Origin of the sequence: Ursidibacter maritimus, from assembly GCF_009761395.1 — a bacterium.
Classification (GTDB): Bacteria; Pseudomonadota; Gammaproteobacteria; order Enterobacterales; family Pasteurellaceae; genus Ursidibacter; species Ursidibacter maritimus.
The window spans coordinates 64,297-79,210 of sequence record NZ_LEKN01000037.1 but is presented as its reverse complement, the minus strand read 5'-3'; the positions used below and the strand labels follow the sequence as shown (position 1 = coordinate 79,210).

At 37.2% G+C, this 14,914-nt stretch carries 12 protein-coding genes and 1 pseudogene; 10 read left to right on the top strand and 3 right to left on the bottom strand.

What is annotated here, in order from left to right; all coding sequences use genetic code 11:
* Window positions 1-159 precede the first annotated feature (159 nt).
* Both rsmB and trkA read left to right on the top strand, forming a co-directional pair.
* Window positions 160-1,467, top strand: coding sequence for a 16S rRNA (cytosine(967)-C(5))-methyltransferase RsmB (rsmB, locus tag A1D26_RS08855; protein ID WP_157403655.1), 1,308 nt, complete (start codon window positions 160-162; stop codon window positions 1,465-1,467).
* Window position 1,468: 1 nt separating this feature from the next.
* On the top strand, window positions 1,469-2,845 hold the full coding sequence (gene trkA, locus A1D26_RS08850; protein WP_157403654.1) for a Trk system potassium transporter TrkA: 1,377 nt from the start codon (window positions 1,469-1,471) through the stop codon (window positions 2,843-2,845).
* Between the two features lie 287 nt (window positions 2,846-3,132).
* Here trkA and A1D26_RS08845 read toward each other — a convergent pair whose 3' ends face one another.
* A complete protein-coding gene (locus A1D26_RS08845) occupies window positions 3,133-3,690 on the bottom strand; it encodes a HugZ family pyridoxamine 5'-phosphate oxidase (RefSeq protein ID WP_157403653.1) in 558 nt (185 codons plus the stop codon).
* A 103-nt stretch (window positions 3,691-3,793) separates the two neighbouring features.
* On the opposite strand from A1D26_RS08845, the gene A1D26_RS08840 reads away from it, so the two are divergent.
* From A1D26_RS08840 to A1D26_RS09600, 3 genes and pseudogenes are all read left to right on the top strand, one after another.
* Window positions 3,794-5,485 (top strand): ABC transporter ATP-binding protein/permease, encoded by a 1,692-nt coding sequence (locus tag A1D26_RS08840; RefSeq protein ID WP_157403652.1) that lies wholly within the window; start codon window positions 3,794-3,796, stop codon window positions 5,483-5,485.
* A gap of 107 nt (window positions 5,486-5,592) precedes the next feature.
* Window positions 5,593-7,725 carry a TonB-dependent receptor domain-containing protein gene (locus A1D26_RS08835; protein ID WP_157403651.1) on the top strand — a complete coding sequence of 711 codons (2,133 nt, stop codon included), beginning with the start codon at window positions 5,593-5,595 and terminating at the stop codon, window positions 7,723-7,725.
* Between the two features lie 188 nt (window positions 7,726-7,913).
* A pseudogene (locus A1D26_RS09600) lies at window positions 7,914-8,278 on the top strand (transposase); the annotation flags it as partial.
* Window positions 8,279-8,375: 97 nt separating this feature from the next.
* Here the strand turns inward: A1D26_RS09600 and asd are convergent.
* On the bottom strand, window positions 8,376-9,269 hold the full coding sequence (gene asd / locus A1D26_RS08830; RefSeq protein WP_157403650.1) for an archaetidylserine decarboxylase: 894 nt from the start codon (window positions 9,267-9,269) through the stop codon (window positions 8,376-8,378).
* A gap of 124 nt (window positions 9,270-9,393) precedes the next feature.
* A complete protein-coding gene (locus tag A1D26_RS08825) occupies window positions 9,394-9,738 on the bottom strand; it encodes a ComEA family DNA-binding protein (protein WP_157403649.1) in 345 nt (114 codons plus the stop codon).
* A 215-nt stretch (window positions 9,739-9,953) separates the two neighbouring features.
* On the opposite strand from A1D26_RS08825, the gene A1D26_RS08820 reads away from it, so the two are divergent.
* The 5 genes from A1D26_RS08820 to A1D26_RS08800 all read left to right on the top strand — a co-directional run bounded on the left by A1D26_RS08820 (window position 9,954) and on the right by A1D26_RS08800 (window position 14,843).
* On the top strand, window positions 9,954-11,303 hold the full coding sequence (locus A1D26_RS08820) for a LysM-like peptidoglycan-binding domain-containing protein (RefSeq protein ID WP_157403648.1): 1,350 nt from the start codon (window positions 9,954-9,956) through the stop codon (window positions 11,301-11,303).
* 65 nt (window positions 11,304-11,368) lie between these two features.
* A complete protein-coding gene (locus A1D26_RS08815) occupies window positions 11,369-11,770 on the top strand; it encodes an MliC family protein (protein ID WP_157403647.1) in 402 nt (133 codons plus the stop codon).
* Between the two features lie 10 nt (window positions 11,771-11,780).
* Window positions 11,781-12,830, top strand: a complete 1,050-nt coding sequence (gene waaF / locus A1D26_RS08810) for a lipopolysaccharide heptosyltransferase II (protein WP_157403646.1) — start codon at window positions 11,781-11,783, stop codon at window positions 12,828-12,830.
* 2 nt (window positions 12,831-12,832) lie between these two features.
* Window positions 12,833-13,807: a lipopolysaccharide heptosyltransferase RfaC gene (rfaC, locus tag A1D26_RS08805; RefSeq protein ID WP_157403645.1), complete on the top strand. Its 975-nt coding sequence runs from the start codon at window positions 12,833-12,835 to the stop codon at window positions 13,805-13,807.
* Window positions 13,808-13,883: 76 nt separating this feature from the next.
* Window positions 13,884-14,843, top strand: coding sequence for a hypothetical protein (locus A1D26_RS08800; protein WP_157403644.1), 960 nt, complete (start codon window positions 13,884-13,886; stop codon window positions 14,841-14,843).
* Window positions 14,844-14,914: the final 71 nt, after the last annotated feature.

Sequence of the window (14,914 nt, the reverse complement as noted above, 5' to 3'; positions counted from 1 at the left end):
AGAGATAACTCGCGGTTTTTTGCGTATAGGAGAATTAAGCTGTATATTCGTTCTTATATCTTATGTAATTAAGTTCTGTCAGATTAACTTATCCCCCCTTTTATGCTAGGATCTATCTCGTATTATAATGATTCATAATTCATCTAATTTCCCTTTATTATGCAAAACAACGCGACTAAACTATCTTCTCGTGCATTAGCTGCACAGATTATTTTACAAGTGCTCGATCAAGGTAAATCACTTTCTACTGTGTTACCCGAAGTTCATTCGCATATAAACATTAAGGATCAGTCTTTGATCCAAGAAATGACTTTTGGTATCTGCCGAGTTTTACCTCGTCTAGAATCGATTGTTAAGTTATTAGTGGAAAAACCTTTAAAAGGTAAAACACGTTTAGTTCATTGTTTATTATTGGTTGGTCTTTACCAGTTACTTTATATGAGAGTGCCCTCTCACGCGGCCGTTGATGAAGTCGTTAATGCGACAAAAGTCTTAAAATTAGATAGTTTTCGTGGGTTGGTAAATGGTGTATTACGTCGTTTCCTACGTGAGCAAGCAGATATTTTGGCAAAAGTGGATAAGCATTGGCAGACTTTGCACCCTGAATGGTTAGTGAATAAGCTGAAAAAATCCTATCCTCATTGGCGTGAAATTATTGATGCTAATAACCAGCGTCCACCTATGTGGATTAGAGTGAACTCACAATTTTCTAGTGTAGAAAGCTATGCTGTCGCTTTAGATGGTGTAGCAGAATATCTTCATTCTTCGCAAATTCCCCCTTGTGCCTTGTATTTAAATCAACCACAAGCGGTGAGTTCTTTACCTAATTTTGCAAAGGGATGGGCAACTGTGCAAGATGCTCACGCACAATGGGCTGCATTATTGTTAGATGTAAGTAATGGCGATAAAGTGTTAGATGCTTGTGCAGCTCCTGGTGGGAAAACGACTCATATTCTTGAACTTGCACCAAAAGCTAATGTAATTGCACTAGATATTGAGCAAGCTCGCTTAAAGCGAGTGGCAGAGAATTTATCTCGATTAGGGCAAGACGCTAAAATTATTTGTGGCGATGCGAGTCAGCCAAATCAGTGGCTTGAAGATGATGAGATGTTCGATCGTATTTTATTAGATGCACCTTGTTCTGCAACAGGTGTTATTCGCCGACACCCAGATATTAAATGGTTACGCAAAGAGAGCGATATTGATGAGCTTGTACAGCTACAAGCAAAAATACTCACTGCATTGTGGCAACGTTTAAAACCCAATGGCGTATTGCTATACGCAACGTGTTCTATCTTACCTGAAGAAAATAGCTTACAAATTAAACGCTTTTTAGAGAAAACTCAAGATGCAATGCTTGTTGAAATGGATTTTGGTGGTGAGAAAGTATTTGAGAAACAATTCTTCCCAAGTGAAAAAGGCGGAGATGGTTTCTTTTATGCAAAATTAGTTAAAAAAGTGGACTAAGATGAAGATCATAATTTTAGGTGCTGGACAAGTTGGTGCGACCCTTGCAGAAAATTTGGTTAATGATGATAACGATATAACCATCATTGATGATGATCACTCTCGCCTCGGTAAATTACAAGATAAGCACGACTTACAAGTACTAAAAGGGAATGCAGCTTCGCCGAGAGTATTGAGAGAAGCTGGGGCAAGCGATGCGGATCTTCTCGTTGCAGTGACTAATAGTGATGAAAGCAATATGATTGCGTGTCAAATTGCTTATACACTCTTCAACATCCCAACTAAAATTGCGCGTATTCGTAATCCTGACTATGTGCGTGAGCGAGATGTTCTCTTTAATAATGATGTATTACCGATAGATCATATTATTGCCCCTGAGTTACTCGTTACCCAAGAGATTTTGCGTCTAATTGATTACCCTGGAGCATTACAAATTGCTCATTTTGCAAATGATTTGGTCAGCCTTGTTAGTGTGAAGGCTTATTACGGTGGGCCTTTAGTTGGTTATCCTATATCTGCACTGACCGATCATCTTCCCCATATTGAAACGCGTATTGTTTCTATTTTTCGTCAAGAAAAAGCCTTTGTACCACAAGGTTCAACCATTATTGAAGCGGGTGATGAAGTATTTTTTATTTGTGCAACACCACACATTAAAGCAGTAATGGCTGAATTACAGCGTCTTGAACGTCCACATAAGCGAGTAATGATTATTGGTGGGGGAAATGTCGGTGCTGCACTAGCAAAAAGTTTAGAAGATAAATGTAGTGTGAAGCTCATTGAACGAGATGCTGAAAAAGCGACCAAATTAGCCGAAAAATTAGCGAAAACCTTAGTGCTTTGTGGCGATGCTTCAGATCAAGAATTATTATTTGAAGAGCATATTGAGAATGTAGATCTGTTTCTCGCTCTGACTAGCGATGATGAAGCTAATATAATGTCATCACTCTTGGCAAAACGTTTAGGGGCTAAAAAAGCGATTGTTTTGGTGCAAAGAATGGCATATTTACATCTTATTCAAGGTGGAACAATTGATATTGCCTTATCGCCGCAGCAAGCAACCATCTCTGCATTATCAAGTCACGTTCGTAAAAGCGATATTGTTAAAGTTGCTTCTTTTAAACAAGGACTTGTTGAAGGAATTGAAGTGATTGCTCATGGAGATTATTCGACATCAAAAGTGGTGGGACGGACAGTTGGGGAACTCAAATTACCGCAAGGAGCCATTATTGGTGCAATTGTCCGTAACGGCTTAGTTATTATTGCTCATAAATCAACAATGATTGAAGAAAATGATCGAGTGATTTTGTTAATTAACGATAAAAAACAAGTGAATGATATTGAAAGATTGTTCCAGATTAGTTCCTTTTTTCTATAATTTGTGATGCAAGCAAATAGCTCCTAGGTAATTTAGAACCATAGAAATATCAGCAAATCGGATATCTTTGGGTTGATTAGGTATGTGGGTATTTCTAGTAAAGTGGTGAAGTTAGGTTAAGTTTAAGCTCACTTTATACTTCAAACTAGATAGACAAGCGGTCAGATTTCCTCCATTTTTTGCAAAATTTCCTTTGAAAAGCAAATTGCAAATTTTTCTTGAAATCTGACCGCTTGCTATTTTATTGCTACTCCTTAAGGTGAACGAGGTATAGCAAATAAAATTCCTTATTTTTCTTTTGACGATGATACATCATGCCCGGTGTCATGTTTATGACCATGACCATGGCCGCCTCTCAAATGAATAACATTACCCTCTTTATCAAGATGAAATGCTTGCCCAAATCCCTTAACGTATAGACTTTGCAATGGGCTGAAGCAGAACAGTTTGAAATCAGATAAACGGGCTAACCCATCAATTCTTTCACCGTGTCGATCTCTCAATGCGGTGAGCAGTGTCTTACCTTCTTCACTCTCTTTATCTACTAAGCGTGCATTAGCATTAGTGGTGAGGCGTTTTCGTGCAAAAAGTTCTCTCGCGGTTTTTTCATCTTCAATTAATAATAGTGAAACACGAGGAACTACCTGTAAATTTCTAGCGTGTTTTGCCATCTCAGAAATGAGGACCACATATTGGTCGTTGTGATAAACAAAAGGGGCGTAACTTGCATTAGGTTCGCCTTTGTCGTTAACTGTAGCTAATTGAATGGTGTGAAACTCGTTTCTAAATTCAATAACTTCAGTACCAATTTTATTTTGTAGTACTTGTTGACGATCTTCTCGCATAATTTCTCCTTTTTAATTAAATGATAATGATTTTTATTTATGTTATTATTTGTAAAATGACGCTGTTGTCAATCTAAATTCTAAGCAAAACACAGGAATATCGATGAAAGACTTCTTTATCAACTTATATGATCTCGCCAAAATCTTTTGGGGAAATAAGAAAAATTGGACTTCTTGGCTCATTTTAGGCATCGTGATTGGGATTGGTGTGTTTATGGTGTCATTAAATGTTATGATTAATGATTGGAATAAACATTTTTATGATGCTATTGCCGCCTTTGAAGTTGACAAGATCTTCTCACTTATTCGGGAATATTTAATTTATATTGGATTGTATATTTTTGTGAGTGTTTATCGTACTTGGCTAAGAAAATTGCTCATTATCCGTTGGCGAAAGGCGATGACAGATTATTTTATGACTCGTTGGTTTAGTCAAAAAATCTTCTATAAATTAGCTCAAAAAAACAAAATGGATAACCCAGATCAGCGAATTGCTGAAGATATTTACTTGTTTGCGAAATACAGCCTTGAGTTGACTCTCTCTTTTCTGCTTAATTTTGTACAATTAGGCTCGTTTTTGATTATTTTATGGAATCTCTCTGGTGCGCCAAGTTTTAACTTATTTGGTTACGACGTGGTGATTAGAGGCTATTTGGTCTGGGTGGCGCTCATTTATGCATTTTTAGGGAGTGTGGTTACACACATTATTGGTAGAAAATTGCATCCATTAAATTATTCACAGCAAGTTTATGAAGCAACTTTTCGTGGTAACTTAGTCCGTAAGTCCGATCAGGCAGAACAAATAGCTTTATATGGTGGAGAACAAACAGAGAAATCGAAACTTTCTGAGGATTTTGCCAAAATCGCTAAGAATTGGCGAGCAATTATGGACAAAGAGAGAAATCTGGGATTTTTCACTGTGGGCTATTCACACTTTAGTTCAACACTGGCTTTACTTTGTGCCATCCCTTTATTACTGTTAAAAATTATTACCTTCGGTGGTCTAATGCAAATTCGAAGTGCATTTGGCACAGTCTTAGGTTCACTGAGTTGGTTTATTTACGCCTATAACCTTCTACCTGAATGGGTTGCTACGATTTCTCGCTTGAGTCAGTTTAAAAAAGAGATGGCAGAATTTGAGAAACATGGCAGTTCGTCTCATCAAATTCAAGATAGCCAAGCATCAGAAAATGCGGTTTCTGTTAAAAACTTATCTATTTTTACCATAGAAAAACAACCACTACTGCAACATCTTTCCTTTGATATTAAGGTGGGAGAATGGGTATATCTTAAAGGGCAGAGTGGATTGGGTAAATCCAGTTTATTAAGAACCCTTTCGGGTATTTGGATGTTTTATGACGGCGAGTATGTTATTGACCAGAGTAATTCGCTCTTTATTCCACAGAAAAGCTATCTTAATTCAGGTAGTTTGACAGAGTTGCTAAGTTATCCGAATTTGCCAAACCATTCTTTAGCACAATTAAATGAGGTTCTGGCAAAAGTGGGGCTAACTAAATGGCAAGATCGATTAGATGAAGTACATCCCTGGAATTTAGTGTTGTCGCAAGGAGAGCAGCAACGTATCATCTTTGCGCGTATCTTACTCTTACGACCGACACTGTTGTGTTTAGATGAAGCCACTGCAAATCTAGATGAAAATTCGGCAATAACACTGATGCAACTGTTACGTCAACATCTACCCAACAGTACCATTATTTTTACTTCTCATCAGCAAAGGATAGGGCAGTTTGCAGATCGTGAAATTGATTTAACAGGGTATTTAGTTACAGATTGAAAAGTTTTGTTGAAATAATTGATCTATGACAATAAAAAATTGACTTAATTTTACTTAATTCATAAAATGATAATGATTATCATTATAGTGTTTTGTAAGGAGAAACTATGTCATTAAAACCCCAAACAATTGCCATTTTAGTTGCTCAAGCTTGCTGTGTTTCTGCAATGGCAAATAACTCAACCCAAACTACCGCCCTAGACCCAATTATTGTTTCAGATATTAGCAATACTAATGCGACTATTGGTCAGAAAGATTTAGACAGAATGTCTGCTAAAGATCTTAGGGGGGTGTTGAGTACGATCCCAAATGTTAATGTTAAAAATTTCAGACATGGGCAGCTACGAGATATTGAAATTCGCGGTATGGGTGTACCCTTTGGAATGGCAACTGGACATAATCAGGTGACCATGGAATTAGATGGGATGCCAATGACACAAAGCTTCGAGTTCCCACATATTGGTTACCATAGTCGTCAATATTTTGATACCGCTGATTTAAAACGAGTGACAGTTCATAAAGGACCAAATAAAGATGGATTAGCTGGGCATATACGTTTGCAAACAAAAGATGCTCGTGATTATTTAAAAGATAACCAACGTTATGGCGGTCAGCTACGTATGGGCTATATGGGTGACAGCGACTCCTATCACGTTGGACTAACTGGTGCAGCCTTGCTAGGTGAAAGAGCCAGTGCATCAATCAGCTATACTCGTCGTTGGTTCAATGAATTTAACAATAAGGGTGGCTTGGATGTGGTAGGCAGTAAGCGCAGTAAAAGCAATCCTTCATCAGGATATAGCAATGCCCTTAATGTTAAATTTGATTTCACACCTAATAATGCAAATGTATTCAAATTAAATTTACAACATTATGATCTAACAAGCGGTTTAAATGATCTTTATTCATTAGGAAACAGTCCTAGGTATAATACGCATGCCAAGACTAATCACCAAAAAAATCAACGCAATGCATTTGCATTAAGCCACGAGTTGCATCACGAAAATCCTCTGTTTGATACATTAAATTGGCAAGTCTCATTGCAAAATACTAAAAGTCAAATGACTCAACAAACAGATCGTACTGTGCCAAAAACACAAAAACGAGAACTTTGGCGTGAAGGTGATGATTTTAAAACGACAATGCTTAATTTTAAAATGGATTTAAACAAATCTGTTGGTGAGCTGATTGTCAATGATTTCAACTATGGGCTGAACTTGCAACAAAGTAAGGTTCAGTCATTGCGGTATCGTCAAGAAAAAACGCTCGCTTTTTTCCCAACTCAAAAACAGATGCAAGCTAAACTGTATCTTTCTGATCGTGTGAGCTTTGGGACCTCTGGAATTAGCTTGACCCCATCTGTGCACTTAACTCATATTAAAATCAAACCTAAGAAAGAGAATTTGACTGAGCAGAAAGTCCAAGAGTTATTTAATTATAGCCGTACCGCTCTTGGCTATGGTTTACGTGCTGACTATTCAGTGAATCAAGCCCAGCTACTGAGTTTAAATTACCATCATGCAACTCGTTTACCTGGTTATGGTGAAAATAATGTTCAAAGCTATGGACACTGGGGTACCAGACCAAATCCTAATTTAAAACCAGAAATCTCCGATGGATTGGAGTTCACTTGGCGTAGTGAGGGTGAATGGGGTAAACAAACCACCACCTTATTTTATAACCGCTATCGTGATTTAATTTTCTTAGATATGTCCGAATGTGGCTCTACTTTTAATCAGAATGTGCCTTGTGATTTAGCGAATCAAAAAGGTAAGAGCCGTGTTTATGGTATTGAATTTGACGGTAAACTAAACCTAGATATGCTAGGGTTAGCAAAAGGTATGACCTTAAATACGGGTTTCTCTTATGGTAAAGACAAAGATAGTTCAGGTAAGCCAAGAGGTTATATTGATCCATTAACTGGTTTTGTTGCTTTAGCGTATACACAGCCAGATGATATTTGGGGTGTAGAAGCTAAGGTGAAATTTGCTGCAGCGAAAAAAGTAAAAGACATGCCAAAATCTAAAGGTTGGGAAAGACTACCAGGTTATGGAGTACTGGATATTACCGCGCATTATAACGTTACGCAAAATCTACACATTGACGTAGGAGTTTATAACGCATTAGATAAACAATATGCTGTTTGGGGTAAAGCGAGAGGAGCCATTTCTAATGGTGATTATCGTAGACACACAGAAGCAGGTCGTCATTTCGGCGCTAACGTCAGCTATAAATTCTAAGATACTCTATAAAGATATTTGGTAATACTATTTTTTACGTAGAAGATTAGACTCGATCTGACTTAACTATAAAAATTGAGAGTTTCCTTGTTTAGAATATGAGTTTTAAATTCAACCTAAACAAAAAAGGAAACTCTCATGTTTTATTCGAACAGCACTCTTATTAAACACAATACTCGTTTATTATTAAAGAGTCTGTTTTTGGAGTCTTAAAATGGCAAGGTAAGGTGTTTACTGTTATGGTTATGGAATTAATTCCAGTTATTAAAAGGAAAATTAAGCTGGATAGCTGAATGTATACCAATTATTATCGCAGTTATGATGCACTTTTGAATTTCATCACAAGCGAATTAATCATTCTGAGATATTTTCAGAGCGAGAGAATCACATTAACCGGATTGAAAATGGAGTCAAGCCAAGCTAGTACTTCGAAAATATAATGGAATAAACCGAAAAAACTTTCCTTTATTCTTGAAGGAATGTGAATTTCGGTTTAATGTTGGAACACCTAAAATGCAGCTTAAAACCGTTGCGAAAATGCTGTAAAGTTTAGGAATCATCTAGTTCAGTCCAAATTTGTCTATTACACCTTTTTGCAATTATGGATAAAAAAGCGAGTAGGGCTACCACTCGCTTTCGTTTATTTGATTTTAACTAAGGATTTTTGCTAAAGGTTCGCCCATTCGGGTTGGCTCGCCAGCAATAAGATGAGAAGATAAAGTAACACTCTCTTTAGGGAAAAGGTTAATGACCGTCGAACCTAAGCGGAAAGCTCCCATTTCTTGCCCCTTTTTGAGATGAATCGCACTTTCTCCTTCTGCAAGATATTCGTACACAAGAAGCTCTTTAGAACGTGGTGGATTAATAACACCTGCCCAAATAGTGCTCATACTCGCGGTAATTGTTGCACCGACTAAAATCTGAACCATTGTGCCAAACGTTGTATCAAATTCACAAATTACTCGTTCGTTACGAGCAAATAAGTTTGGAATATGTTCCGCTAAAAATGGATTCACCGAAAATAATTCGCCTGGAACGTAAATCATCTTGCGGAGTGTTGCATCACAAGGCATATGCACACGATGGTAATCTCTTGGAGAAAGATAAGTGGTAATAAACTGGCCATCTTTAAATTTTTCGGCTAGTGCGAGGTCGTTAGCAAGTAGCGTTTCTAGGGTAAATGTATGCCCTTTAGCTTGTAATAACGAGTTTTGTGTAATCTGCCCAGCTTCACTTACTCGACCATCAGCAGGTAAGCATAAGGTTTGAGTATCTTGATCGATAGGGCGTGCATTTTCTTTTAATGGACGAATAAAAAATTCGTTAAAAGTGGCATAATCTGAAGGATTTGTTTTTTCAGCTTCAGCTAAATTAACTTGGTACTTCTTGGTAAAGACTTTAATTACAAAATGGGTTAATGCACCTAATTTTTTCTCTGCAAACCAACCCGCAAGGCGTGTTAAACCTTGTTGTGGCATTAAATATTGAAATGCAATTTTTGCACGTTGTGCATAACTTGGTGCTTTATAAGCTGTTAATGACATTTGACTATCCTATGTTTTGATTTTTCATACTTTCACAAGGAGAGCAGTATAGCAAAAGTCACAAAGTTTACAATCTAAGCAAGTTCCCCTTATAGATAGGCAACAAGGGGAACAAGCGGTTAGATTACTCTAAAACGATACGATCTCGATTTTTATCAAGTGTTGCTTTCCCAATACCTGATACTTCTGTTAGTTGTTCAATATTGAGAAATTTACCATTTTTCTCTCGATATTCGACAATTGCTTGTGCTTTCTTAGCACCAATGCCAACTAATTTGTCTTGTAATTCTGATGCAGTTGCGGTGTTGATATTGATTGCATTTGGATTTGCAATTTTTGCTTGGGTTTGCAACGCTTGTACTTGAGCTTGAGTTTCAGATGGTGTGCTTACACCTTTTTCTTCTGCACTAGCAGTTAAACTTAATGCCCCTAAAAGTAGGGCAGTGGCATATTGAGTCAGTTTTTTCATAATAAATAGCTCCTTTCTGTGTTGATATAAAACGAACAGTCGCTACTTTAATCATTGGCAGAATAAGCTCAAGAATAGCTAATTTATTTTTCGATCTTGATCGAAAAAATAGTGGGGATAACATAAATAATAGTGATTTCAAAGAAATTTGATGATGATAGGCAATAAATCCTTTAAAATGATTGCTGTTTTTTAGTTATTTCCCTTGGATTTTTATGAGCCAATATAATCAACGTAAAGAGCCGACGTTTGGTCAGCCAACAGCCACTACCACAACAGAATTAGAAAAAGAAATTGAACAACATAGCGAAAAAGGAGTCACAAAGCCGAAAGTGATGTTTTCGTTATCGTCAAAACAAGCACCTAATTACACATTCACACCCGTAATGAAACGTCCTGTGGATAAAGCAACTGAGTTATCAACCTTAGAAGAACAAACAATGTTAAAAGAAAATACCCCTAAAACAGAAACAACAGAAGACTCTCAAAAACCGAAAGGTTTTGCATTTGCTCCTGTTATTGATGAAGCGGATAAAGCACCAACTAAAGCAACTGCTACGGTTGATACGCCTAGAGTCGATGAGCCAAAAACAGTACAGCCACCAGTGAATGAGCAGGAAAAAGTAAATGCGGTAAATCCAAATACGGTTGAGCGAGTAATTCCTACGCAAACAGCTCAAACGGCTAAGCCTTCCGTGGCAGAAAAAGTACCATCAAAATATCGACGTTTATTGATCGTAATTTTATTAGCACTTGCTCTATTATTAGCGTTTTTCTTATTAAAACCAAATACGCCTGAAACAGTAGAGTCATTGCAGGAACAGGGTACAAGTTTACCGATTGAATTCCGCCCTGTTGATGAAGAAGAAGCAAAACGAGCTGAAGCAGAAGCTAAGGCACAACAAGAAGCACAAATGGCACAGGCAAAAGCTGAACAACAAACTACGGAGCAAACTGCAACAAATACTGTTGTAGAACAACCAGCTCAAACATCAGAAATGGCTCAGCCTACTGTTGAAAATCGTGTAGAGCCGACACCAGCGGTTGCAGCAAAACCTGCTGAAGTTAAATCTGAGACAAAAGTAGCAGAAACTAAACCTGTGGTTATTCAGCCTACTAAAAAACCTGAAACAACAGGAAGTGTGATTTATCAACCAGAAAGTAAATCAACGCCTGAACCAGTGAAAAAAGCACAACCACAACCAGAAAGAGCAACTGTAGTTGAAAAAACAGTAGTAGTAAAAGCACCAGCAAAAACTGTTGAAACTAAACCTTCAGTGGTTAAACCAACGCCAGCAAAAACAGTTGAAGTTACATCGAACGCTGTTTCGACTAAAACAATGGTTGTACCGAAAGGCGTTTCTTTAATGCAAGTATTCAGAGATAATAATTTGAATATCTCTGATGTTAATGCAATGAGTAAAGTAAACAATATTGTAAGTAATCTGAAAGTTGGAGAAAAAGTAACGGTTCGTTTAGATGCAAATAATCGTGTTACTGAAATGAACATTGGCTCAGGTGGTAAATTTATCCGCCAAGCGAATGGTAACTATATTTATAAATAATAAGTAGTATTCGGAGCAACGCATTGCGTTGCTCTTTTTTTCTGACTGACATTAAGGGGACAATAATGTATTTATGGAAAAAAGCATTTTCTTTGCTCACTGCAACTGTACTGCTAGGATGTAGTACAACAACGATTGCTCCAGCAGAACAAGTTGAACAAAAAATTCAACAGCCAGAACAAAAAATATCATCAATAAAAAAAGATGTAGTAAAAAAGCAACGTATTGTCAGTTATCAATGTGAAAAAAATCAAATTTTAAGAGTTCAATTTTTAAATAGTAAAAAAAACAGCCCAATTGCACTTACTTTTAATCGTGCTTCTTACACTTTATCGCCGAGTGTCGTTACACAAGGGAAGAAATACAGCAATATTCGTTGGATTTGGACAGAAGATTTCAATGGCGTAGGAACATTGCGAGATAACCGTAACAATTTACTTGCGGAAAAATGCGTTAAACGATCATAAGGGAAGTTATATGAATATTTTGATTATTGCGCCATCTTGGGTTGGAGATATGATGATGTCTCACAGCCTATATCAACAGCTTAAACAAAATTACCCTAATTGTCAGATTGATGTAATGGCTCCTGATTGGTGTCGTCCTTTGTTAGCTAGAATGCCTGAAGTGCGTAAAGCCATTTCAATGCCGATTGGACACGGATCTTTTGCACTCTGTAAGCGGTATGATCTAGGTAAAAATTTGCAAAATCAGTACCAAATGGCGATTGTTTTACCTAACTCTCTTAAATCTTCTTTTATTCCCTTTTTTGCTCGTATTCCGCACCGTCGTGGTTGGAAAGGTGAAATGCGTTATGGATTGCTGAATGATCTTAGAGCGAATAAACAGGATTATCCACTAATGGTGCAACGCTATGTCGCACTTGCCTTTGATAAAGGGCATATTCCCGTTGCGGATCAATTACCTATTTCTTACCCTTATTTGCAAGTGAATGCTGAACAGATTATGCAGACAAAACAGCATTTTGACAAACAGCTAGATGATGCAGAAAATCGTCCTACAATCGGTTTTTGCCCTGGAGCTGAGTTTGGGCCTGCAAAACGTTATCCACATTATCACTATGCAAAAGTAGCACAAAAATTGATTGAACAAGGTTACGCTATTCGTTTATTTGGCTCGAAGAAAGATGAAACTGTTGGCGAAGAAATCCGTACCTCATTACCAGCGGAACAGCAACGTTATTGTATTAACCTAGCAGGGCAGACGGATCTTAATCAAGCGGTAGATTTAATTGCTGATTGTGTTGCCATAGTTAGCAATGATTCTGGGTTGATGCATATTGCTGCTGCGTTAAATCGTCCATTAGTGGCCCTTTATGGCCCAACGAGTCCACAATATACACCACCGTTATCACACAATGCGGTAATTATTCGCTTAATTGAAGGTGGGCTAATTAAAGTGCGTAAATCACAAGATAGTGCCGAGGGTTATCACCAAAGCCTTATCGATATTCAACCTGAAATGGTGTTAGCTAAACTTGATGAACTGATTGGAAAAACGAATTAGAAATGAAAGTTTGCCTAATCAAAACATCATCAATGGGTGATGTTATTCATACTTTACCTTCACTTACCGATGCTCAAAATAAGATACCCAATCTCCAAATAGATTGGGTTGTTGAACCTGCTTTCGCTGAAATTCCCCATTGGCATTCAGCGGTAAAAAAGGTTATTCCCTTTGCATTTCGAGTGTGGCGTAAGCGGTTACTTTCTCAAGAAACTTTGCAACAATGGTCATCATTCAAACAGCAATTACAGCAAGAACATTATGATGTTGTGATTGATGCTCAAGGGCTATTAAAAAGTGCTTTCTTTGCGACTCGTTTAGCTAAAGGCGAAAAACATGGTTACGATCACCACTCTATTCGTGAACCGATAGCTACTTTGTTTTATGACAAACGACATGCTATTTCCTATCAACAACACGCCGTTGAACGTATTCGTCAGTTATTTGCTCAAAGTTTGGGGTATTCATTACCTGATGCACTTGGCGATTATGCTATTGCACGCCATTTCACTTCACTTGCAAAAGAACAGGAAAATCTCACCGCTTATTCACCTTATCTCATTGCTATTCACGCAACCACAAGAGCAGACAAACATTGGCAAGAAAATTCGTGGTCTGAGCTTTTTGAACATTGCATCCATTCAGGGTTAGAAATTCGTTTACCTTGGGGAAATCAAAAAGAATTTGAACGAGCAACTCGTTTAGCTGAACTGTCAGAAAAAATTAAAGTATTGCCTAAGTTAAGCCTAACGGAGCTTGCAGAGCAAATTGCGAATGCTCAAGTAGTGATTTCTGTTGATACAGGACTTAGTCATTTAACAGCAGCATTAGACAAACCGAACATTATCTTATATGGTGCAACGGATCCTAATCTCATAGGTGCTTATGGTAAAAATCAGCACTATCTACAAGCTCAAGGAATGGAAAATATTTCAGTTCAAAAAGTATGGGAAAAGCTAGTTGGAATTCAGGGATAACGTAAATCCTATTTTAGATTTAGACCTTTTTGTTGTTTTGCTATAATATCAAGCTATTCACAATAGGAGAATAGTTATGAAATATCCTCTTTTTAAATTATCCGCTATCGGTATCTTGAGTAGTTTGCCTGTATTATCTTGGGCAGAAACAGAGCAAAGTATGGTGGATAAACAACATTCTAATTTGAAATCAACCTTACATGCATGGGCAAATTCTATTGATAATTGGTTGGGTGAGCCAGATCCTAATAAACCTGCATCAGCTACACTCCGAATCATGTTAGATAATCAATGGAATAGATATGATGGCTATTCTATAAAGCCACGTGTGCGTGCTAAAGTTCGATTACCTGCTTTAAAAAGACGTCTTAGTATTGTGATTGGTGATGAAGATTTAGATAACCAAGCTCAAGATAAGAACCAAATTAGCCCTAATTATCGAGAACCATTAGAAAGAAATAAGCGTTATGATCGTCGTCAAGCAAGAAATGATAACTCGTCCCTTGCATTACGTTGGTCTGATGGTATTAAAAATTGGGGGATTGACACGGATTTTGATATCGGAATTCGTTCTGGTGCGGATATTTTTGCTCGTTTGAAAGTAAGCAAAGAGTGGAAACATAATGAAACCTATTCTACTCGTTTAGAACAAATTTATCGTTATGGTTTAAATAGTAAGCATTATTTACGTACTAATTTTGAGAATAAATTTGTACAAAATGAGAATACGTTTATTAATAATCATACTTATATTGATTATAGAAACGATCTTGTGGAAACATCAATTTGGGGAAATAGCCTTTATCGTGAACATAATTTTGCTGGTTATAAACGTTTGAATTACGGCGTATCTATTGGTGGAGATATAGATAAAAAACGAGTTTCTTTAAATTATTACGGACCTTTTGTAACGTGGCGGCAGCCTATTTTGCGTGAGTGGCTTTTTGTTCAACCCGAAGTCAATTTTTATAATAATAGGAAACTAGAACGTAAGCATACATTAGGCGCGTTTTTACGTCTTGAGGCGGTATTCTAATAATAAAAGTCGAACTTCATAGAAGGGCGACTTTTACTAGGTAATATTGAGTTGCAAAATGGGTATAGAAT

Coding starts and splice junctions, on each gene's coding strand:
- rsmB (WP_157403655.1), top strand. CDS start 160: ATGCAAAACAACGCGACTAAACTATCTTCTCGTGCATTAGCTGCACAG.
- trkA (WP_157403654.1), top strand. CDS start 1,469: ATGAAGATCATAATTTTAGGTGCTGGACAAGTTGGTGCGACCCTTGCA.
- A1D26_RS08845 (WP_157403653.1), bottom strand. CDS start 3,690: ATGCGAGAAGATCGTCAACAAGTACTACAAAATAAAATTGGTACTGAA.
- A1D26_RS08840 (WP_157403652.1), top strand. CDS start 3,794: ATGAAAGACTTCTTTATCAACTTATATGATCTCGCCAAAATCTTTTGG.
- A1D26_RS08835 (WP_157403651.1), top strand. CDS start 5,593: ATGTCATTAAAACCCCAAACAATTGCCATTTTAGTTGCTCAAGCTTGC.
- asd (WP_157403650.1), bottom strand. CDS start 9,269: ATGTCATTAACAGCTTATAAAGCACCAAGTTATGCACAACGTGCAAAA.
- A1D26_RS08825 (WP_157403649.1), bottom strand. CDS start 9,738: ATGAAAAAACTGACTCAATATGCCACTGCCCTACTTTTAGGGGCATTA.
- A1D26_RS08820 (WP_157403648.1), top strand. CDS start 9,954: ATGAGCCAATATAATCAACGTAAAGAGCCGACGTTTGGTCAGCCAACA.
- A1D26_RS08815 (WP_157403647.1), top strand. CDS start 11,369: ATGTATTTATGGAAAAAAGCATTTTCTTTGCTCACTGCAACTGTACTG.
- waaF (WP_157403646.1), top strand. CDS start 11,781: ATGAATATTTTGATTATTGCGCCATCTTGGGTTGGAGATATGATGATG.
- rfaC (WP_157403645.1), top strand. CDS start 12,833: ATGAAAGTTTGCCTAATCAAAACATCATCAATGGGTGATGTTATTCAT.
- A1D26_RS08800 (WP_157403644.1), top strand. CDS start 13,884: ATGAAATATCCTCTTTTTAAATTATCCGCTATCGGTATCTTGAGTAGT.